The organism is Selenomonas sp. AB3002 (genome assembly GCF_000702545.1).
Taxonomy (GTDB): Bacteria; Bacillota; Negativicutes; order Selenomonadales; family Selenomonadaceae; genus Selenomonas_B; species Selenomonas_B ruminantium_A.
Window position 1 is genome coordinate 629,899 of sequence record NZ_JNIO01000008.1, and the last position, 20,583, is coordinate 650,481.

The window sequence follows — 20,583 nt, forward strand, 5'->3', positions numbered from 1 at the left end:
TCTGCCCCTGAAAATATGAAATCAAGGTTTAAGGATCTCATGACTGAACCGGCAGGCTTGAGCATAGCAGGCAGGTTGGCACGGAAATAAGGCCCCGTGCCAATTTTTTTGGTTTATTTTCTTATTTTATGGTAGAATGATTGTTATATGATTTAGCACGGTATCAAGTTTATATGACTATTTGGAGGACCCTATGCTTAAAGTCTATAATACACTTACAAGACAGAAAGAAGAATTCAAGCCCTTGAAGGAAGGGGAGGTCAGCATTTATTGCTGCGGTGTTACCCCGTATAATGACCCGCATATAGGCAACGCCCGCCCCTTCGTGACCTGGGATGTGATAAGGCGTTACTTTGCCCTGCATGGCATGAAGGTCAACTATATCCAGAACTTCACTGATGTGGATGACAAGATCATCAACACTGCCAACAAGGAAGGTGTGACATGGAAGGATATTTCTGACAGATATATCAAGTCCTACTTTGAGTCCATGGATGCCTTGAATGTGCGCCATGCTGATGTCTATCCACGGGTCAGCGAGACCATGGCAGACATCGTGGCCATGGTGCAGAAGCTGGTGGACACGGGCTATGCCTATGCCCTGGACAATGGTGATGTGTTCTACAGTGTGGAGAAGTTCGCCGGTTATGGCAAGCTCAGCGGCAGGAAGCTGGAGGATATGCAGGCAGGTGCCCGCATTGAGGTGGATACCCGCAAGCATCACCCCATGGACTTTGCCCTCTGGAAGGCTGCCAAGCCCGGCGAGCCTGCCTGGGACAGCCCCTGGGGCAAGGGACGTCCTGGCTGGCACATTGAGTGCTCCACCATGTCCCTGAAGTATCTGGGGGAGAAATTCGACTTCCACGGCGGCGGCAGCGACCTGATTTTCCCCCACCACGAGAACGAGATTGCTCAGTCCCAGGCCTGCCTGAATGATGAGCACAGCTTTGCCCAGTATTGGCTCCACAACGGCTTCATCACCATTCACGATGAGAAGATGTCTAAGTCCAAGGGCAACTTCTTCACGGTGAAGGATATCTTGAAGAAGTATCCTGGTGAGGTAGTGCGTTTCTTTATTTTGCAGACTCATTACAGAAGCCCGCTGGACTTCAGCGAGGAAAGGCTGCAGGAGGCCCAGACCAGCTTGGGCAGGCTCCAGAACACCCGTGAGTATATGGAGGAGCTGCGGGGCAGGGACGGCAAGGGCGGAAGCGCCGCAGAACTTGCTGAGAAGGCACAGTCCCTCTGGCAGGTCTTTGACGAGGCCATGGAGGACGATTTCAACACGGCGTTGGCCATCAGTCAGATGTTTGCCCTGTCCAAGGAAATCAACATCTACTACCAGGCAGTGAATGCAGGAACCGAATTTGACGCGGAGAACTTTGTCAAGGCTGTCAAGGTTTATGAGGATATGGCCTCTGTCATCGGCATTTTCGAGCAGCAAGAAGCTGCAGAGGACGACGGCCTGACTGACAAGCTCATGAATATCATCATCGGCCTGCGTCAGGATGCCCGCAAGGAAAAGAACTGGGCTATGGCAGACAGAATCCGCGACGAGCTGAAGGAAGCTGGCGTGGTCCTGGAAGATACCAAGAATGGGGTGCGGTGGAAGAAGGCATGAAGTTCGATCATTTCAAGCTGCTGGTGGATATGATGTTCCAGCCAGATGGGGCAGGGGGCGTCAGCCAGAAATATGATTCCGTGGACGTTAAGCAGCTCAGTCCCCTGGTGCTGGCTTATGTGGGGGATGCTTATTTTCACCTGTTCGTCCGCACCCGCCTGCTGTCTTATGAGCAGGGCAAGGTGCAGGCGCTCCACTCCTTCAGTGCCCAGATAGTCTCAGCTGTCTGGCAGTGCAGGGCCTATCAGGGGCTTGAGAAAATGCTGACGGAGGAAGAAAAGGGCATCTATCGCCGGGGGCGCAATGCCAAGAGCCATGCTCCCCGCAGTGCCAGCGTGGCAGAGTATCACGCCAGCACGGGCTTTGAGGCCCTTCTGGGCAGCCTTTACCTCACGGAGCAGCACGAAAGGCTTCATGAGATAGCTGAGGCAGCTTTCAATATCATCTCCCGGGCCATGATGAAGGAGATACAGGAAAAGAAAGGAAACGCTGATTAATAAGTGTTTCCAACAGATTGACAGGAGATTTTTTGATAGATGATTAAAGTAAAATTACTGGAGTATACCCCGGAGCCGGAGCGGGTGGTGGCTATGGCCGCCCGCCTTTGCTACTCTGCGGCCGGGGCTGAGGAACTCAGCGAGAGGCTCTCTGAGGAGCAGGTGGAGAAGATGGTTAAGAAGATGGTGGCTCTGGGCCATGCCTCCACCATCGAGCATGTATCCTTCACCTTTGGCATTGAGGGCGTCAGCCGGGTGCTGACCCATCAGCTGGTACGCCACCGTATTGCTTCCTATGACCAGCAGTCCCAGCGCTATGTGGCTGCCCACGGTTTCCAGTACATTACCCCGCCCACCATTGAGGAGAACCCTGCTGCCAAGGAGCGCTTTGACAAGCTTCTTTCCGAGATTCGCAGCGCATATGATGATCTGGTGGAAATGGGCATTCCCAAGGAAGATGCCCGCTATGTGCTGGCCAATGCCGCCGAGACCAAGATCCTGGTGACCATGAACGCCCGCACTCTGCTGCATTTCTTCAACCTGCGCTGCTGCAACCGGGCCCAGTGGGAAATCCGTTACATGGCCTACAAGATGCTGGCTGAGGTGAAGAAGGTGGCGCCCACCCTCTTCCACAATGCAGGTGCTTCCTGCGTGAATACAGGCCGCTGCCCTGAGGGGGAACTGGCCTGCGGCAAATTTGCCGAAATGATGAAACTGCGTGAGGACTGAGGCAGATGAAAGAGCAGGAAAAAAAGAGAGGCGGCAGCCGCAAGGCCGTCCGTGGTGAGGAGAAAAAATCCTTCTCCGGCCAGAAGGAAAAGGCCCGCAGGGAGCGTCCGGTGCAGAAGCAAGTGAGGTCCCGGATGGAGCCGCAGGAACTTCCCGATGACGTATTGGTGGGCCGCAATGCCGTGACGGAAGCCCTTAAAGCAGGACGCGGCATCAACAAGATCCTGCTGGCTGAGGGGGATAAGGAAGCCTTTGCTTCAGAAATCATGAACCTGGCCAAGGAGCGGAAGATCATCTGCCAGTTCGTGGAACGCAGCAAGATAGAAGCCATAGCGGCAGGCCATCGCCATCAGGGGGTGCTGGCCTATGTGGCTCCAGTGGAATATGCTGAACTGGAGGATATCCTGAAGGCGGCAGAGGAAAGGGGGGAGGCTCCCTTCCTGCTGCTTTTGGATGAACTGGAGGACCCCCACAATCTGGGAGCGCTACTGCGCACGGCAGATGCCACCGGTGTCCATGGGGTGCTGATACCCAAGCATCGCAGCGTGCCCCTGAATGCCACCGTGGCCAAGACTTCGGCAGGGGCCATCGAGTACGTGCCTGTGGCCCGCATAGGCAATATCTCCCAGACCCTGAAAGCCCTGAAGGAAAAGGGCTTCTGGGTGGCAGGGGCGGATATGGACGGTGCCCAGGCTTACAACGAAGCTGACCTTACCGGCGCACTGGTGCTGGTGGTGGGTAGCGAAGGCCGTGGCATGAGCCGCCTTACCAAGGAAGCCTGCGACTTCATTGTCAGCATGCCCATGGTGGGCCGCATCAACTCCCTCAATGCCTCTGTGGCAGGTTCCATTCTCATGTATGAGTCCATGCGGCAGAGACTGGCCAGGAAGTCAGGACTTTAAAATGATGAAAATCCAGCATCTATGCTGGATTTTTTGTTGCATTTTATGTATAATGTTTTTATTTGATTGTAGTGTTGCGGAGAGCTCCAGGGATTAATACAACGGGAAAAGAGGTTTTGATCATGCCAAAAAATATTGACATGGATTATTTGAAGAAGAAACTGCAGGAGCGTCAGCATAAGATGACCCCGCAGCGGCAGATTGTACTGCAGATTTTTCTGGACCATCCCGGAGAGCATCTTAGCGCCGAGGATGTCCATGGGATGCTGCGTGATAAAAGGGCTGAAATTGGTCTTGCTACTGTTTATAGGAGCCTGGAATTGCTTTCCAGCCTGAGCATCCTCCAAAAAATGGAGTTCGGTGACGGCTGCAGCCGCTATGAGGTGAATACCACCGATCCCAAGGCCCATCACCATCATCATTTGATCTGTACCAGGTGCAACAAGGTCATTGAGTTCGAGGACGACCTGCTGGATGATTTGGAGCGGGATATTTGCAGCAAGTCCGGCTTCAAGATCCAGGACCATCAGGTGAAGTTCTTCGGTATCTGCAAGGAGTGTCAGGCAGACAGTGAAGATTAAGACCTTTACCCTGAACAGCCGGCAGGAAGTGATTTCCAAGATTGTCAGGGAAATCCTGAACCTCTTCAAGGTGGAAATCACAGGTTCCAAAGGTGAAGCAGATTTCCTGCAGCTTTCCGTGGTGAACCGCCAGCTGACTCCTTCGGAGGATGGCACAGGCAGGGGGGTGACGGTGGAAAGCCGTCTGCTGCTCTTTGACAAGGAGGGCAATCAGCAGGAATTCTGCCGCCGTGATGAGGGCAAGGGTGACGAGCGGGAAGCAGCCGCCCGCCACCGCCTCATCAAGCTGAACCTATATCATATCTTCAGGGAATATCTGGGAGCAGAGGCTGCTCCCTGGGGCATCCTCCACGGGGTGCGTCCCACCAAGATTGTCCATCGCTGGATCAGGGGCGGGGCAGGGCAGCAGGAAATAATCGAGCGCATTCAAAAGGATTACGCCTGCAGCCTGGAAAAGGCAGAAATCATCGTGCCCATGGCTTTCCGCCAACTGCCCTTCCTGCAGACCTCCGATGACAAGACAGTCAGCATCTATGTGGGCATTCCCTTCTGCCTGACCCGTTGCCTTTACTGTTCTTTCCCCGCCAATATCCTGCCGGGGGAGAAGCAGCTCAGGCAGTTCATGGAAGTCTTCCGCAGGGACCTGGAGGCAGGGAAGAAGGCTGTGGAGCAATACGGCTTCAAGGTACAGAACATCTATGTGGGAGGGGGCACCCCTACCAGCCTGCCGGGTGAGTTTTTTGCGGAAATGCTGGAAATGGTATATAATGCCTTTTATGGGCCGGGACTGGCAGAATTCACCGTGGAGGCAGGAAGGCCGGACAGCATAACCCCTGGCAAGATTGAAGCCATGCAGCGCTTCAGGGTCAGCAGGGTCAGCGTGAACCCTCAGACCATGCAGCAGCGCACGCTAAAGCTTATAGGGCGCCAGCATACCCCGGAGGCGGTGGAGGAGATGTTCCACGCCCTGCGGGGGGCTGTTCCTCACATCAATATGGATCTCATCCTGGGTCTGCCCGGGGAGACGGCGGAGGATGTGCGTGATACACTGGAGAAGGTCACGGCTCTGGAGCCTGATGACATCACCCTCCATGCCTTGGCCATCAAGCGAGGTTCCCGGCTGAAGCTCCTGATGGAAGAGCGTCATGTGGAACTGCCTTCTGACGCGGAAACCCGCAAGATGTCTGAAGTTGCTTTGAGCTTTATGGAGCGTGGGGGCTATCAGCCCTATTATCTCTACCGTCAGGGCTATATGTCCGGGGATTTGGAGAACATCGGCTGCGCCCGTCCGGGAGCCGAAGGCATGTACAATATCCAGATCATGGAGGAACACCAGACCATCATCGGCATTGGCGGTTCGGCTACCACCAAGGTGGTGGATCCTGTTACCAGCAGGCTCAGGTCAGTTTTCAATGCCAAGGATCTGGCCACCTACCTGCGGGATATTGATGTGTATATAGAGAAGAGAAAGCAATTACTGGAAGAAATATACGGTAATGCTAGGTAAATATTTAGGTAAGGGGAAGATGAGCATTGCTTACTAATGCGCCCAGAGGCACCAAGGATATACTGCCGGAGAATGTAGCCGGCTGGAATTATGTGGAGCAGAAGATTCGCGACATCTGTGCCCGCTTCGGCTATGAGGAGATACGCACCCCCATGTTCGAGCATACGGAGCTTTTCCACCGTGGCATCGGCGAGGGCACGGACGTGGTGGACAAGGAAATGTATACCTTCGAGGACAGGGGCGGACGCAGCATCACCCTGCGTCCCGAGAACACGGCTTCTGCTGTCAGGGCCTACCTGCAGAACAAGCTTTACGGGGACAGTGCCCTGACGAAACTCTTCTACATTGGCTCCATGTTCCGCTATGACCGCCCCCAGGCAGGCCGCATGCGGGAATTCCACCAGTTTGGCGTGGAGGCTCTGGGAGAGGCCAATCCGGCCGTGGATGCAGAAATTATCCTGCTGGCCATGGAATTCCTGAAGTCCCTGGGGCTGAAGGATTTGAAGCTCAGCCTGAACTCCGTGGGCTGCCCTTCCTGCCGCCCCGCTTACCGCAAGGCTTTGCAGGATTATTTCCAGCCCCATTTGGAGGAGCTTTGCGGGGACTGCAAGGACCGTTTCGAGCGCAGCCCCCTGCGCATCCTGGACTGCAAGGCTGATGCGGACAAGGAATTCATGGCAGGGGCGCCGAAAATCACGGACTGCCTCTGCGACGAGTGCCGTGATCATTTTGAGCAGGTTCAGTCCCTGCTGACGGAAGCCGGCGTGGAGTTCGAGCTTGACCCGCGCCTGGTGCGCGGCCTTGACTACTACACCAAGACCGCTTTTGAAATCAAGTACGCTCCTCTGGGGGCACAGAGCGCCGTGGCAGGCGGTGGCCGTTACGACGGCCTCATTGAGGAGATGGGGGGCAATCCCACTCCTGCCGTCGGCTTCGCCACGGGCCTGGAGCGCGTGCTGCTGGCGCTGGAGAAGCAGGGCCTGCTGCCGGAGACGAAAAAGCAGGCTGATGCCTTCGTAGTGGCTCTGGGAGAAGCAGCCCAGAAGCCTGCCTTCAAACTCCTGCAGCAGCTTCGCGGTGCGGGCCTCAAGGCTCTCATGGACTACGCGGGCCGCAGCATGAAGGCGCAGATGAAGCAGGCCGGCAAGGCCGGGGCACGTTTTGCCCTGATATTAGGTGAGGATGAAATCAAGGAAAATGCTGTGATGCTCAAGGATATGGAAAAGAGCGAGCAGCAGAAGGTATCCCTTGATGAAGTCATAGATCAGATCCAAAATTCAATCTGAGGTGAAAGTTTAAATGGAAATGGAAACACTGAAAGGCATGGAGCGCACCCATCACTGCGGCCAGCTCCGCAAGTCTGAGGTAGATCAGGAAATCGTTATCTGCGGCTGGGTCTCCCGCCGCCGCGACCATGGCGGTCTTATCTTCGTGGATATGCGCGACCGCAGCGGTCTGGTGCAGGTTGTCTTTGACGAGGCAGCCATGGGGGAGGGTACCTTCCACAAGGCTGAGTCCCTGCGTTCCGAGTTCGTCGTGGCTGTCCGCGGCAAGGTCCGCGCCCGCAGCAGCGAGACTGTGAACCCCAACATGGATACCGGTGAGATTGAGGTGGTCTGCGAGGAGCTGCGCATCCTCAACAAGTCCAAGACTCCTCCCATCGAGATTCAGGATGGCATCACCACCGATGAGATGGTGCGCCTGAAGTACCGCTATCTTGACCTTCGCCGTCCGGAGATGCAGCAGAACATCATCCTGCGCCACCGGGTCACCAAGATTATGCGCGACTTCTTTGACCGTGAGGGCTTCCTGGAGATTGAGACCCCCATGCTCTGCAAGAGCACCCCTGAGGGCGCCCGTGACTTCCTGGTGCCCAGCCGCCTGAATGCCGGCGAGTTCTACGCTCTGCCCCAGTCTCCCCAGATTTTCAAGCAGCTCCTCATGGTGTCTGGCTTTGAGAAATACTTCCAGATTGTCCGCTGCTTCCGTGACGAAGACCTTCGCGCTGACCGTCAGCCGGAGTTCACCCAGCTGGATATTGAGACCTCCTTCCTGAATCAGGAAGACATTCTCCAGCTCATGGAGAACATGGTAGTGGAGCTCTTCGACCGCGCCATTGGCGCCAAGATTGAGAAGCCCTTCCTGCGCATGACCTGGGACGAGGCTATGCGCCGCTTTGGTTCCGACAAGCCGGACCTCCGCTTCGGCATGGAACTTATGGACATCTCCGAGTATGTGAAGGGTTCTGAGTTCAAGGTCTTCAACTCCGTGCTGGAAGCTGGCGGACAGGTGAAGGTCATCAACGTGGAAGGCTACGCTGATATTCCCCGCCGCGAGCTGGACGGTCTTGTGCAGTACGTCCAGGGTTACGGTGCCAAGGGCCTGGCCTGGATTCAGTATGCTGAAGAGGGCGTCAAGTCTCCCTTCAAGAAGTTCTATAGCGATGAGACCTTCGAGGAAATCAAGCAGGCAACCGGCGCCAAGACCGGCGACCTGCTGCTGGTCATTGCTGACAAGCCGCTGGTGGTAGCACAGGCCCTGGGCCAGCTCCGTCTGGAGATGGGACGCCGCCGCGGCCTCATTGATGACAACAAGCTCAGCTTCCTGTGGGTAGTTGACTTCCCCATGTTCGAGTACAGCGAGGAAGAGAAGCGCTGGAAGGCCATGCACCATCCGTTCACTTCTCCCCGTCACGAGGATATCCAGTATCTCCTCAGCGACCCGGGCCGCGTCAAGGCAGATGCCTACGACATGGTGCTCAACGGCGTGGAAATCGGCGGCGGCAGCCTCCGTATCTACAACGCCGACCTGCAGGAGAAGGTCTTCGAGGCTCTGGGCCTGTCCAAGGAAGAGGCTCACAATAAGTTTGGCTTCATGATGGATGCCTTCCAGTACGGCACGCCTCCCCATGGCGGTCTGGCCTTCGGCCTGGACCGTCTGGTGATGCTTATGGCCAAGAGGAAATCTATCCGTGACGTCATCGCTTTCCCGAAGAACCAGAGCGCTGCAGATGTTATGAGCCAGGCTCCCAGCATTGTTGATGAGAAGCAGCTTCGCGAGCTCTACATCCGCACGGCTGTGCCCAAGAAGAAGGAAAAAGAGAATAACTGAGGGTAACTCCCTTTTATCAGAGCAAGGCATGAATTTGTGCCTTGCTCTTTTCGATGCCATAAAATTTATTAAAATGGACATTTGACCACTTTTCCCTTGCATTTGTCCACGAGATGTTATACAATAGCACAAAAGCAGGCGGGACCTGCGGCAAGAGAATATCGCCCTTTAAATGCGTACTGTGATGCGCGAAAGAGGAAGTTTGACGCTATGGATCATACAAGGCCAGGAGCTTTCTTATGCATACACGCATGAGGGAGCTCCTTTTTTGCAGCTTCTTTGGCAAGTGGTACACCGGGGAATATTTTTCTTGTAAGTTTATGCATTTTATGTGTATAATTATTACATATCAAAGAAGGAGTGAGCGGCTTGGATAAGAACACTGTCTCCCTGCGGGGACGCAATATCCTGGGGCTGGAGGATTTTTCAACGGAGGAAATAAGGCTGGTGCTGGACACGGCGAAGGAAATGAAGAACATCATCCATCGCGATATCAAGAAAGTACCTGCCCTGAGGGGAAAATCCATTGTCACCCTGTTCTACGAGCCAAGCACCCGTACACGCACTTCCTTTGAGCTGGCTGGCAAGTACCTGGGAGCCGATGTGGTGAACATCACTGCAGGCACCAGCAGCATCGTGAAAGGCGAGAGCCTGCGTGATACCCTCTACACCATTGAGGCCATGGGGGTAGATGCCATTGTCATGCGCCATAAGGCAGAGGGCGCAGCTGAGTACGCCTCAAAGATTGCCACTCCTGTTATCCTCAACGCAGGTGACGGTGCCCACGCCCATCCCTCCCAGGCTCTGCTGAACCTCTTTACCATCCAGCAGCACAAGGGCAGGCTGGAGGGACTGAAGGTGGCCATCTTGGGAGATGTGCTCCACAGTCGCGTGGCCCGCTCTGATATCCAGGGCATGCGCAAGATGGGCATGGAAATCCATATTGCAGGCCCCAAAACCCTGCTGCCCCGCTTCCTTTACGAGGAACCCGGTGTAGTGGTGCATGAGCGCGTGGAAGAAGCCATCGAGGCAGCTGATGTCATCGAAGTCCTGCGCATACAGCTGGAGCGCATGCAGGGCGGTCTTTTCCCCACCACTCGCGAGTATGCCCGCATCTTCGGCCTCAACAACGACAGGCTGAAGCTGGCCAAGGATGATGTGCTGATCCTGCACCCGGGGCCCATGAACAAGGGCTGGGAAATCTCTCCCTTCGTGGCCTACGGCGATAATTCAGCCATTCAGGAAGAGGTTCAGAACGGCGTGGCAGTGCGCATGGCGCTGTTCACTTTGGTACTCACGGGAGGTAAGCAGGCATGAAAATCTTATTGCAGGGCGGCCGGGTCATCAATCCGGAAAATAAATTCGACCAGATAGCAGATGTGCTGATTGAGGACGGCAGGATTGCAGCTATCGGCAAGGGCCTCAAGGCCGAGGGAGCAGAAGTTTATGATGCTTCCGGCAAAGTGGTGGCTCCGGGCCTCATTGACATGCACGTGCATTTCCGTGAGCCTGGCCAGGAGGCCAAGGAGGATTTCATCTCCGGCTCCAAGGCAGCAGCGGCAGGCGGTTTTACCCGGGTTGCCACCATGCCCAATACCAGGCCGGTAGTGGATACGGCAGCTCTGATCCGCAGCCTGAAAGAGCGTGCCAGAGAGGCAGGGCTCATCCATATCGAGCTGATTGGCGCTGTAACCAAAGGCCAGAAGGGTGAGGAACTTGCAGAGATGGGTGATATGCTCCAGGCGGGGGCGGTGGCCTTCTCCGATGACGGGCATTTCGATTCATCTGCCAAGGTCATGCTGAACGCCTTTGACTACCTTCACGGCTTTGACAAAATCATTATCAACCACGAGGAAGAAACTACCCTCTGTGCCGAGGGTGTCATGAACGAGGGTCACCGCAGCGCCATGCTGGGCATGAAGGGACGCCCCACGGTGGCTGAGGATATTGCGGTAGCCCGTGATATCCTGCTGGCCGAGTACGCTGACGCGCGTCTCCATGTGGCCCACATCAGCTCAGCCCGTTCTGTGGAACTGGTGCGCGAGGCCAAGAAGCGGGGCGTGAAAGTCACTGCCGAGGTTACGCCCCAGCATCTGACCATGACGGATGAATGCGTGGAGCTTTTCGACAGCTCCACGAAAATCAACCCGCCCCTGCGGGCCAGGGAAGACTGCGAAGCCTTGCTGGAGGGACTGAAGGATGGCACCATTGATGCCATCGTCACTGACCATTCTCCTCATGCCCAGGAGGAAAAGGACAAGGAGTACGCCAATGCTCCCAGCGGCTTCCCGGGACTGGAGACTTCTGTAGGCATCATGCTGACAGACCTTTACCACGAGGGCAAGCTGGACCTGCCTCTGGTGATTTCCAAGATGAGCTATGAGCCGGCCAAAGTCTTCGGACTAGAAGCAGGCACCCTGACAGTGGGCAAGGCTGCAGATGTGACGGTCATTGACCCTGAGCTGGAATGGACAGTGGAAGCAGAAAAGTTCTATACAAAAGGAAGCCACAGCCCCTTTGCAGGACGCAAACTGAAGGGCAAGGCTGTGCTGACCATAGTGGATGGCCGCGTCGTCATGCGTGATGGCAAGGTTACTGAATAAATGAGGTGACTTCTTTGGAGCAAAAAGGCAAACTTATCTTGGAGGACGGTACGGTATTTTCCGGCAAGCTGCTGGGAAAGGCTAGGGCCACAGGGGAGGTGGTGTTCAACACCAGCATGACGGGCTATCAGGAGAGCCTGACGGACCCTTCCTACTGCCGCCAGCTTCTGACCCTGACCTATCCCCTGGTGGGCAACTACGGCACGGCAGAGCTTTTCATGCAGTCCCGCAAGGCTTTCGTGGGCGGTTTCATCATCGGCGAGCTCTGCAACGAAGGCAGCAACTGGCACTATGAGCACTCCCTGGCAGAATTCCTGCAGGAACAGGAGATTCCCTGCCTCTACGGAGTGGATACCAGGGCTGTCACCCGCCATATCCGCGCTGCCGGTACCATGAAAGGCATCATCGTGCCGGAGGACGCTTCCAAGGAGGAAATGGACGAATTGATGGCTGTGCCCATCGAGACCCAGGTGGTGCGTGAGGTTACCACCAGGGAAACATACGAGATAGCGGCAGAAGGGGATAATCCTCCCCATGTGGTGGCCCTGGATTTCGGCGTGAAGCAGAATATCCTGAATTCCATGACTGCCAAAGGCTGCCGCCTGACGGTCATGCCCGCAGATACCAAGGCAGAGGAAGTGCTGGCCCTGAACCCGGATGGCATCTTCCTCTCCAATGGTCCCGGCGACCCTGCCGATGTTGACGATATTGTATCTGAGGTGAAAAAACTCCTGGGCAAGAAGCCCATCTTCGGCATCTGCCTGGGGCATCAGTTGCTGGCCCGCGCTCTGGGAGCTGAGACCTACAAGCTGAAGTTCGGCCACCGTGGCTCCAACCAGCCGGTGAAGGACCTGCGCACGGGCAGGGTCACCATCTCCTCCCAGAACCACGGCTATGCTGTGCGGGAAGATTCCCTGAAGGATCTGCCCCTGGAAGTGACTCATATCAACGTGAACGATGGCACAGTGGAGGGCATGCGCCACACGGAACTGCCCATCTTCTCCGTGCAGTACCACCCCGAGGCCTCACCGGGCCCCGATGACAATATGTACCTGTTTGACGAATTCTTGGAATTGATGAGAGGGGAATAAGCTTTGCCAAAGAAGGAAAATCTCAAAAAAGTCATGGTTATTGGCTCAGGCCCCATCATCATCGGCCAGGCAGCAGAGTTTGACTATGCAGGCTCCCAGGCTTGCCGCGCCCTGAAGGAAGAAGGGCTGGAAGTGGTGCTGGTAAACTCCAACCCGGCTACCATCATGACTGATGCCCATATTGCTGACAGGGTCTATATTGAGCCGTTGACGGTGGACTTCCTGGAGGAAATCATCTCCAAGGAGAAACCGGATGGCTTGCTGGCTACCCTGGGGGGACAGGCAGGCCTGAACCTGGCTGTGCAGCTGGCTGAAAAGGGCGTGCTGGAGAAATACAATGTGGAGCTTTTGGGTACGCCCCTCAAGGCCATTGAGCAGGCCGAGGACCGCGAGCTTTTCAAAGAGACTATGCAGAAGCTGGGGGAGCCTATCCCGGAAAGCACCATTGTGGAGGATGTTCCCTCTGCCGTGGCCTTTGCCAATGGGATTGGCTACCCGGTAATCGTGCGTCCTGCCTACACCATGGGCGGTACCGGCGGCGGCATTGCAGAGAATGAGGAAGAACTCATTGAGATTGTCATCAAGGGCCTCAACTACTCCATGATAGGCCAGGTGCTCATCGAGCGCAGCGTGGCCGGCTGGAAGGAAATCGAGTACGAGGTCATGCGTGACGGCAATGACAACTGCATCACCGTCTGCAATATGGAAAACTTCGACCCGGTAGGTGTCCATACCGGCGACAGCATCGTAGTGGCACCTTCCCAGACCCTGTCTGACCATGAGTACCAGATGCTGCGCTCTGCCAGCCTGCGCATTATCCGCGAGCTGGGCATCGAAGGCGGCTGCAATGCCCAGTATGCCCTGGACCCCAACAGCAACCGCTACTACGTCATTGAGGTAAATCCCCGTGTCAGCCGTTCCTCTGCCCTGGCGTCCAAGGCCACAGGCTATCCCATTGCCAAGGTTTCTGCCAAGATTGCCATTGGTTACACTTTGGACGAAATCACCAATGCCGTAACCCAGAAGACCAAGGCCTGCTTCGAGCCTGCCCTGGACTACTGCGTGGTGAAGTTCCCCCGCTGGCCCTTTGACAAGTTCGTTTACGCTGACAAGACTCTGGGCACTCAGATGAAGGCCACCGGCGAGGTCATGAGCATTGACCGCAGCTTCGAGGGGGCTCTCCTGAAGGCAGTGCGCTCTTTGGAAATCGGCGTGCACCGCCTGCACATGGAAAAGATTGCTGCCTGGGATGATGCACGGGTGAAGAAGAACCTGGCCCGGGTCAATGACGAGCGCATCTTCGTCATTGCCGAGGCTCTGCGCCGTGGCATCGCCACCATGGAGGAAATCCATGCTGTTACCAAGGTAGACCGCTGGTTCCTGTCCAAGATCAAAAACATCACGGATATCGAAGTGCAACTGGCCAGCGAGCCTTTGACCCCCAGCCTCTTGTCTGCAGCCAAGAAGGTAGGTCTGGCTGACCGCTCCATTGCCGAGATTTCCGGCAAGTCTACGGACGAAATCCGCACACTGCGCAAGACCCAGGGACTCCTGCCCTGCTACAAGATGGTTGATACCTGCGCTGCCGAGTTCGAAGCAGCTACGCCGTACTACTACTCCACCTTCAATGCGGAACAGGATGAGGTGCAGGTGAGCCATGCCCGCAAGGTCATCGTGCTGGGCTCCGGTCCCATCCGCATCGGGCAGGGCGTGGAGTTCGACTACTGCTCAGTACATTCTGTCTGGGCCCTCAGGGAAATGGGCATCGAGGCCATCATCATCAACAACAATCCCGAGACAGTGAGCACGGACTTTGATATTTCCGACCGCCTGTATTTCGAGCCTCTCACCACGGAAGATGTGCTGAATATCATTGACAAAGAGCAGCCGGAGGGCGTCATCGTCCAGTTCGGCGGCCAGACCGCCATAAACCTGGCAGCTTCCCTGCAGAAGGCCGGCGTGAAGGTCTTCGGCACGGCAGTGGATGATATCGACAGGGCAGAAGACAGGGAGCGCTTTGATGAAGTCCTCACCCAGGTTGGCATTCCCCGCCCTCAGGGCATCAGCGTCACCAATCTGGAAGATGCGGTAAGCGGGGCAGCTAGTATCGGCTACCCTGTCATGGTGCGTCCCTCCTACGTGCTGGGTGGCAGGGCCATGGAGATTGTCTACAACGAGGCGGAGCTGCGTGACTACATGAGCCGCGCCGTGAAGGTGACTCCTGACCACCCGGTACTGGTGGACCGCTACATGCAGGGCACCGAGGTGGAAGTGGACGGCATTTCCGATGGCGTGGATGTGATGATTCCCGGCATCATGGAGCATGTGGAACGCGCAGGCGTTCACTCCGGCGACAGCATCGCCGTCTATCCGCCCCGTACCCTGTCCTCCAAGGTCATCTATACCATCATCGATTACACTAAGCGCCTGGGCACGGCCCTGCATGTCAAAGGCCTGCTGAATATCCAGTTCGTAGTGGTGGAGGGCGAGGTCTACATAATCGAGGTTAATCCCCGCTCCTCCAGAACCGTGCCTTTCCTTTCCAAAGTCACGGATATCAAGATGGTGAACCTGGCCACCCGCATTGCCATGGGCGAGACTCTCAAGGACATGGGCTACAAGTCCGGCCTGGTGCCGCCAAAGCCCTATGTGGCAGTGAAAGCCCCTGTCTTCTCCTTCGCCAAGATGACGGATGTGGATATTTCCCTGGGACCCGAGATGAAGTCCACTGGCGAGGTCATGGGCATTGACTATCACTACGCCCGCGCCCTCTACAAGGCCATGGTGGGCTCCGGACTCAATGTCCCCGTCAAGGGCTGCGTGCTCTTTACCGTAGCCGACAAGGACAAGAATGAGATGAAGCAGCTGGCCAAGGCCTTTGCGGACCTTGATTTCCGCCTGGTGGCCACTGAAGGTACCGCCAAGGCCATCAAGAGCATGGGCATTGATGTGGACGTAGTGGGCAAGGTACACGAGCGCAGCACGGACATCATTCAGATGATCAAGCAGGGCCAGATCAACATGGTCATCAATACCCTGACCCAGGGCAAGCATTCCGCCAAGGACGGCTTCCGCATCCGCAGAGCTACAGTGGAGCACGGCATTGCCTGCCTTACATCCCTGGATACAGCCTGGGAAGTGCTCCGGGTGCTCTCCTTCATGCGTGAGCGTCGCCTGGTGTACTCTCTGGCTGTGCAGGACTATGTAGGAGGTGGCGATGACCTTGCATGAACATGCAACTCCGGCAGAAAAAGTTGCCGCCATGGGCAGCCTGCCAGCCAAGGTTGACGTCAAGGCTCCCCTGGTCAGCCAGGAGGCGCTGACAGAAGGTGTGCTCAAGCTGACGGCAGTTGCACCCAGCATTGCCTTGCGGGCCATGCCCGGCCAGTTTGTGCAGGTGGGAGTAAACAGGGGAGGCACACTCCTGCGCCGCCCCCTGGGCATTGCCGAAGCTGATCCTGCTACAGGTCATGTGAGCCTTATCTACCGGGTGGCAGGGAAGGGGACCCTTGCCCTGTCACAGCTGAAGCCTGACGATGAAATCAAGCTTCTGGGTCCTTTGGGCCACGGTTTCAGCACCAAAGCTGAAAAGCCCCTTCTGGTAGGGGGTGGCATGGGACTTTCGCCGCTGCTCTATGCAGCAGAATATCTTTTAGGGCATAAGACCGAAACAGATGTGCTGATGGGCGGACGCACGGAAAAGGAACTTTTCTGGCAGCAGCTTTTCAAGGACTGCGCCAAGAATATCCATCTTACCACCGATGATGGCAGTCTGGGCACCAAGGGCTTTGTCACTACCATTCTGCCGGAGCTGCTGAAGGAAAATGGCTATGACCTGGTCATAGCCTGCGGCCCGGAAATCATGATGAAGAATGTGGCCAAGGTGTGCAAGGAGCATGACGTTCCCTGCGAGGTTTCCCTGGAGCGCCGCATGGGCTGCGGCCTGGGAGCCTGCCTGTCTTGTTCGATCGATACTGTCTCTGGCAGGCGCAAGGTCTGCAAGGACGGCCCGGTTTTCCCTGCTGAGGAGGTGTTTTTTTGAAGCAATTTGAACGCCTTCACACCAATCTCCTGGGCATAGATATGAAGACCCCTGTGCTCACAGCTTCCGGTACCTTCGGTTTCGGGGAGGAGTTTGCAGATTTCGTGGACCTGTCCCTGCTGGGGGGCGTCATGGTGAAAGGCACTACGCTGAAGCCCCGCCGGGGCAACGAAGGAGTGCGCATCACGGAAACTGCTGGCGGAGCAGGCATGCTGAACTGCATCGGCCTGGAAAATCCCGGAGTGGAACTTTTCCTGCGGGAAACCCTGCCCCGCATCAGCCAGTATGGCATGAATGTGATTGTGAATATTTCCGGCAGCACCGTGGAAGAATACGGCGTACTGGCTGAAATGCTGGATGTGCCGGGAGTGGCAGCCATAGAGCTCAATGTGTCCTGTCCCAACGTCAGGGAAGGGGGCATCGTCTTTGGCACTGATCCTGAGGCAGCCTCTGCCGTGGTCAGGGAAGCCAAGGCCCATACCAAGAAGCCTGTCATCATCAAGCTTTCTCCCAATGTCACTGATATCGTGCAGATGGCCAAAGCGGTGGAAGCAGCAGGCGCAGATGCCATTTCCCTTATCAATACCCTGATGGGCATGGAAATCGACATTGAACGCCGCCAGCCTGTGCTGGGCAATGTCACCGGAGGTCTTTCAGGACCATGCGTGAAGCCGGTGGCCCTGCGCATGGTCTATCAGGTCTCACGGGCAGTAAAGGTGCCCATCATCGGCATGGGGGGCATTTCCTGCTGGCAGGATGCGGTGCAGTTCTTCCTGGCCGGGGCTGATGCCATCGCAGTGGGGACAGCTAATTTTGCCAATCCTGCCGTGACCATGGAAATCTGCGAAGGACTGGAAAAATACTTGGAAAGCCACGGCCTGAAGAATATAACGGAACTGGTGGACTGGCTTGAATAAATACAAAGGGGCTTTGAAGATGGCAGATGACCGCTTGATAGTAGCCCTAGATTTCCACCACATGGAGGAAGTCAGGGAACTTGTAAACAAACTCGGAGACAGCGTCAGCGCCTACAAGGTAGGCATGGAACTTTACTACAGCGTGGGCAGGGAAGCGGTTATATGGCTCAAGGACGAGGGCAAGAAAGTTTTCCTGGATTTGAAGCTGCATGATATTCCCAATACCGTAGCCAGCGGTCTCTGCTCTTTGATGGACTTGGGAGCGGATATGCTGAACGTCCATGCCGAGGGCGGCTACACCATGATGAAGACGGCAGCAGAAAGGCTGCACAAGGCAGCTGAGGAAGCGAATGTGCCCTGTCCCAAGCTCATTGCAGTGACGGTGCTCACCAGCATCAGTGAAGAAGAATGGGCAGATCTGGGCTTCGCCCAGGATGTGAAAATCAAGAGCATTGCCGTACGGCTGGCTAAACTGGCCAAAAAGGCAGGTCTTGACGGAGTAGTAGCTTCTCCCCATGAAGCAGCTCTGATTCGCGAAGCCTGCGGAAAGGATTTCCTGATAGTGACTCCCGGGGTGCGGCCTGCAGGCAGCAGCGTTGATGATCAGAGCCGCATAGCCACACCGGCAGCTGCCCTGAAAAATGGTGCCACCCATCTGGTGGTAGGGCGTCCTGTCAGGTCAGCAGAAGATCCTGTACAGGCGGCAAAGAATATTATCAAAGAAATGGAGCAGGTATGATAATGACTGAAGCAGAAGTAAAGGAACTCTTGATCAAGACCGGTGCCATCATGGACGGTCATTTCCTCCTGACCTCTGGTCTGCACAGCCCCCACTATGTGGAGAAGTTCAATGTGCTGCAGCAGCCCCAGTACACCCAGCAGCTCTGCGAGGCCATGGCCGAGAAATTCAAGGATGCCAACATCGAGACGGTGGTGGGTCCCATGACCGGCGGCATCCTGCTGGCACATGAGACAGGCAAGGCATTGGGCACCCGCGCCATCTTCACGGAGCGCGTGGACGGCAAGATGACCTTCCGCAGGGGCTTCTCCCTCCATGAAGGTGAGCGCGTGCTGATTGTGGAAGATATCGTCACCACCGGCGGTTCCATCAAGGAAGTCATCGAAGTGGTAAAGGCCCACGGCGGCGTACCCGTAGCCGTGAGCATGCTGGTAGACCGCAGCGGCGGCAAGGCAGACTTCGGCGACGTGCCCTGCACGGCACTGCTGCACATGGATGTGGAAACATATCAGCCTGAGGAATGCCCTCTCTGCCAGCAGGGTGTACCAATGACCAAGAGAGGCAGCACTGGAAAGTGACAGGTATAGAGTATAATATTTGAATCCTTATGGGCAACGCCTGACCTTTGTGGGCGTTGCCTATTTCAATGGAGATGGTGAGGGTCCAGAGTTTTACATGAATTATGTATGAAGGGGAAGTTTTTCAAAATACCACAAAGAAGGAAAAATATTTTATGATTGAGATGGCAGGAATAGGGGGAGAGAAAGTGGAATGAAAATAAAAATGCATTGAGGGGCGCTAGTGCCATTCTACGCCCAGTCCTGCTCTTGGATTTCGGAAAAACTCTGTGACCGTGCCATCATCAAGATTCAGCACGTTATAGCTGCAGTCCACAATATCAGTGGGGTCAGCCTCATCAGAGGGATTGGCTTTCATGTACAGGATTTTCCGGCCGTCTGGGGATATCGTACATTGCCCAATATGCCCGGCATTGCCGGGGGCAAGGCGTTCCAATGTTTTGCGTGCATTGCTGTTTAAGTTTTCGCCATGATAGGAGAAATCGACTGGTTCATCTGTTTTTGTCAATCCCCAGAATGAGCGTTTGTAGGCTGTATTAGTATCATAATCCTTGAGGATGATTCCTTCATAATTGTCGATGCTTGTATACTCCTGGGATAAGTCCATCATTGTCCATGAAATAATCAGCTTATAAGTTCCGACTAACAATAAAAATAATACGAGTGCTATTTGCAGACATATCATTAGGCGGAAAATGTTGTAGATAAGCCTGGCTATTATTCTGGATAAGATTTTTATCTTTGCCATAATCACTGGAGTGTTTGGCATTATAAAGTATCTCCTGCAAAATTTATTCATATCTGGTTTATCTCCTAAATAATGTGATATCGTATACTATGATAGCAAAGTATGATTAGGATTATCTTAGAGGATGATGCAGGGGGAGGTTTTTCAGTGGATATTGAGAGCATGGCCCGCTACTGGTCACAGGATGCGGAGAACTATGGAAACATCATAGAAAGGGAACTGTCAAGTTTCCGGGTAGGTGCATGGCAGAGATTATTGAAAGAAAAAATTCCAGAGGGAGCAAAACAGGTGCTGGATTTAGGCTGTGGTCCGGGATTCTTTTCCATCATCTTGTCCAGTCTTGGGTATGAAGTGACTGCTGTGGACTGCTCTGAAGGAATGCTTGAGCAGGCCGGGTCAATGATAGAAAAGTCTGGAGCAAAGGTAACTTTGCTCCAGATGGACATAAACAATATGGATTTTGCTGATGGTTCCTTTGACGCCATTGTCAGCCGGAATGTAACCTGGACGCTGTCTGACCCGTGGCGGGTATATGGCGAATGTCTTAGGCTGCTTAGAAACGGTGGCAGGCTGCTGTTTTTTGATGCCAACTGGCATATGCCTCTCTATGATGAGAAGATGGCAGACAGGGCTGAGAAACGCAGGTTGGAATGTCTGAAGCGTTACGGTGATGCCTTGGAATGTTCGGATGAAATCACGGAACCCTTTGATCCGATGACGCTGCCCCTTAGCGGTACCAAACGTCCCTACTGGGATGTGGAACTGCTGCGCAGCCTGGGCTTCGGTGAGGTACACAGTGATTTTGATTTGACGGACAGGCTTTGGGATGACAAAGAAAAGCTTCTGTATGGAGAGACACCTCTGTTCGGAGTGTTTGCCACCAAGTTTTAGAAGGTTGCAATGGTTTGTGATTTGGA

At 55.1% G+C, this 20,583-nt stretch carries 18 protein-coding genes; 17 read left to right on the forward strand and 1 reads right to left on the reverse strand.

What is annotated here, in order from left to right; translation table 11 throughout:
- The first annotated feature begins 193 nt into the window (after nucleotides 1–193).
- From cysS to pyrE, 16 genes are all read left to right on the forward strand, one after another.
- Nucleotides 194–1,621 (forward strand): cysteine--tRNA ligase, encoded by a 1,428-nt coding sequence (gene cysS / locus P159_RS0110765; RefSeq protein ID WP_029543954.1) that lies wholly within the window; start codon nucleotides 194–196, stop codon nucleotides 1,619–1,621.
- Nucleotides 1,618–2,118: a ribonuclease III domain-containing protein gene (locus P159_RS0110770; protein WP_029543956.1), complete on the forward strand. Its 501-nt coding sequence runs from the start codon at nucleotides 1,618–1,620 to the stop codon at nucleotides 2,116–2,118. Before cysS ends, P159_RS0110770 begins: the two co-directional genes overlap by 4 nt.
- A gap of 39 nt (nucleotides 2,119–2,157) precedes the next feature.
- On the forward strand, nucleotides 2,158–2,847 hold the full coding sequence (gene thyX, locus P159_RS0110775) for an FAD-dependent thymidylate synthase (protein WP_029543958.1): 690 nt from the start codon (nucleotides 2,158–2,160) through the stop codon (nucleotides 2,845–2,847).
- Between the two features lie 134 nt (nucleotides 2,848–2,981).
- Entirely contained in the window at nucleotides 2,982–3,749 is a 768-nt protein-coding gene (rlmB, locus tag P159_RS0110780; protein ID WP_029543960.1) for a 23S rRNA (guanosine(2251)-2'-O)-methyltransferase RlmB, read from the forward strand.
- A 122-nt stretch (nucleotides 3,750–3,871) separates the two neighbouring features.
- Entirely contained in the window at nucleotides 3,872–4,330 is a 459-nt protein-coding gene (locus tag P159_RS0110785) for a Fur family transcriptional regulator (RefSeq protein ID WP_029543961.1), read from the forward strand.
- Nucleotides 4,320–5,837 carry a coproporphyrinogen dehydrogenase HemZ gene (gene hemZ, locus P159_RS0110790; protein WP_029543963.1) on the forward strand — a complete coding sequence of 506 codons (1,518 nt, stop codon included), beginning with the start codon at nucleotides 4,320–4,322 and terminating at the stop codon, nucleotides 5,835–5,837. The genes P159_RS0110785 and hemZ overlap by 11 nt, the downstream gene beginning before the upstream one ends.
- 26 nt (nucleotides 5,838–5,863) lie before the next feature.
- Entirely contained in the window at nucleotides 5,864–7,123 is a 1,260-nt protein-coding gene (hisS, locus tag P159_RS0110795) for a histidine--tRNA ligase (RefSeq protein ID WP_029543965.1), read from the forward strand.
- 19 nt (nucleotides 7,124–7,142) lie between these two features.
- Nucleotides 7,143–8,948 (forward strand): aspartate--tRNA ligase, encoded by a 1,806-nt coding sequence (gene aspS / locus P159_RS0110800; RefSeq protein ID WP_029543967.1) that lies wholly within the window; start codon nucleotides 7,143–7,145, stop codon nucleotides 8,946–8,948.
- A gap of 369 nt (nucleotides 8,949–9,317) precedes the next feature.
- Entirely contained in the window at nucleotides 9,318–10,265 is a 948-nt protein-coding gene (locus tag P159_RS0110805) for an aspartate carbamoyltransferase catalytic subunit (RefSeq protein WP_029543969.1), read from the forward strand.
- Nucleotides 10,262–11,551 (forward strand): dihydroorotase, encoded by a 1,290-nt coding sequence (locus P159_RS0110810; RefSeq protein ID WP_029543970.1) that lies wholly within the window; start codon nucleotides 10,262–10,264, stop codon nucleotides 11,549–11,551. The genes P159_RS0110805 and P159_RS0110810 overlap by 4 nt, the downstream gene beginning before the upstream one ends.
- Nucleotides 11,552–11,565: 14 nt before the next feature.
- The gene (gene carA, locus P159_RS0110815; RefSeq protein WP_029543971.1) at nucleotides 11,566–12,642 is read left to right on the forward strand and encodes a glutamine-hydrolyzing carbamoyl-phosphate synthase small subunit; all 1,077 of its coding nucleotides are present in this window, start codon (nucleotides 11,566–11,568) and stop codon (nucleotides 12,640–12,642) included.
- A gap of 3 nt (nucleotides 12,643–12,645) precedes the next feature.
- Nucleotides 12,646–15,873, forward strand: a complete 3,228-nt coding sequence (carB, locus tag P159_RS0110820; protein WP_029543973.1) for a carbamoyl-phosphate synthase large subunit — start codon at nucleotides 12,646–12,648, stop codon at nucleotides 15,871–15,873.
- The gene (locus P159_RS0110825) at nucleotides 15,860–16,684 is read left to right on the forward strand and encodes a dihydroorotate dehydrogenase electron transfer subunit (RefSeq protein ID WP_318253567.1); all 825 of its coding nucleotides are present in this window, start codon (nucleotides 15,860–15,862) and stop codon (nucleotides 16,682–16,684) included. The genes carB and P159_RS0110825 overlap by 14 nt, the downstream gene beginning before the upstream one ends.
- Nucleotides 16,681–17,601, forward strand: a complete 921-nt coding sequence (locus P159_RS0110830; protein WP_029543976.1) for a dihydroorotate dehydrogenase — start codon at nucleotides 16,681–16,683, stop codon at nucleotides 17,599–17,601. Before P159_RS0110825 ends, P159_RS0110830 begins: the two co-directional genes overlap by 4 nt.
- A 19-nt stretch (nucleotides 17,602–17,620) precedes the next feature.
- Complete coding sequence (gene pyrF, locus P159_RS0110835) at nucleotides 17,621–18,340, forward strand: orotidine-5'-phosphate decarboxylase (protein ID WP_029543978.1); 720 nt, start codon at nucleotides 17,621–17,623, stop codon at nucleotides 18,338–18,340.
- A 2-nt stretch (nucleotides 18,341–18,342) separates the two neighbouring features.
- Entirely contained in the window at nucleotides 18,343–18,918 is a 576-nt protein-coding gene (gene pyrE, locus P159_RS0110840) for an orotate phosphoribosyltransferase (RefSeq protein WP_029543979.1), read from the forward strand.
- Nucleotides 18,919–19,138: 220 nt separating this feature from the next.
- Here pyrE and P159_RS0110850 read toward each other — a convergent pair whose 3' ends face one another.
- Nucleotides 19,139–19,687 (reverse strand): hypothetical protein, encoded by a 549-nt coding sequence (locus P159_RS0110850; protein ID WP_029543980.1) that lies wholly within the window; start codon nucleotides 19,685–19,687, stop codon nucleotides 19,139–19,141.
- A 126-nt stretch (nucleotides 19,688–19,813) separates the two neighbouring features.
- On the opposite strand from P159_RS0110850, the gene P159_RS0110855 reads away from it, so the two are divergent.
- On the forward strand, nucleotides 19,814–20,557 hold the full coding sequence (locus tag P159_RS0110855; protein WP_051650310.1) for a class I SAM-dependent methyltransferase: 744 nt from the start codon (nucleotides 19,814–19,816) through the stop codon (nucleotides 20,555–20,557).
- The last annotated feature ends 26 nt before the right edge of the window (nucleotides 20,558–20,583 follow it).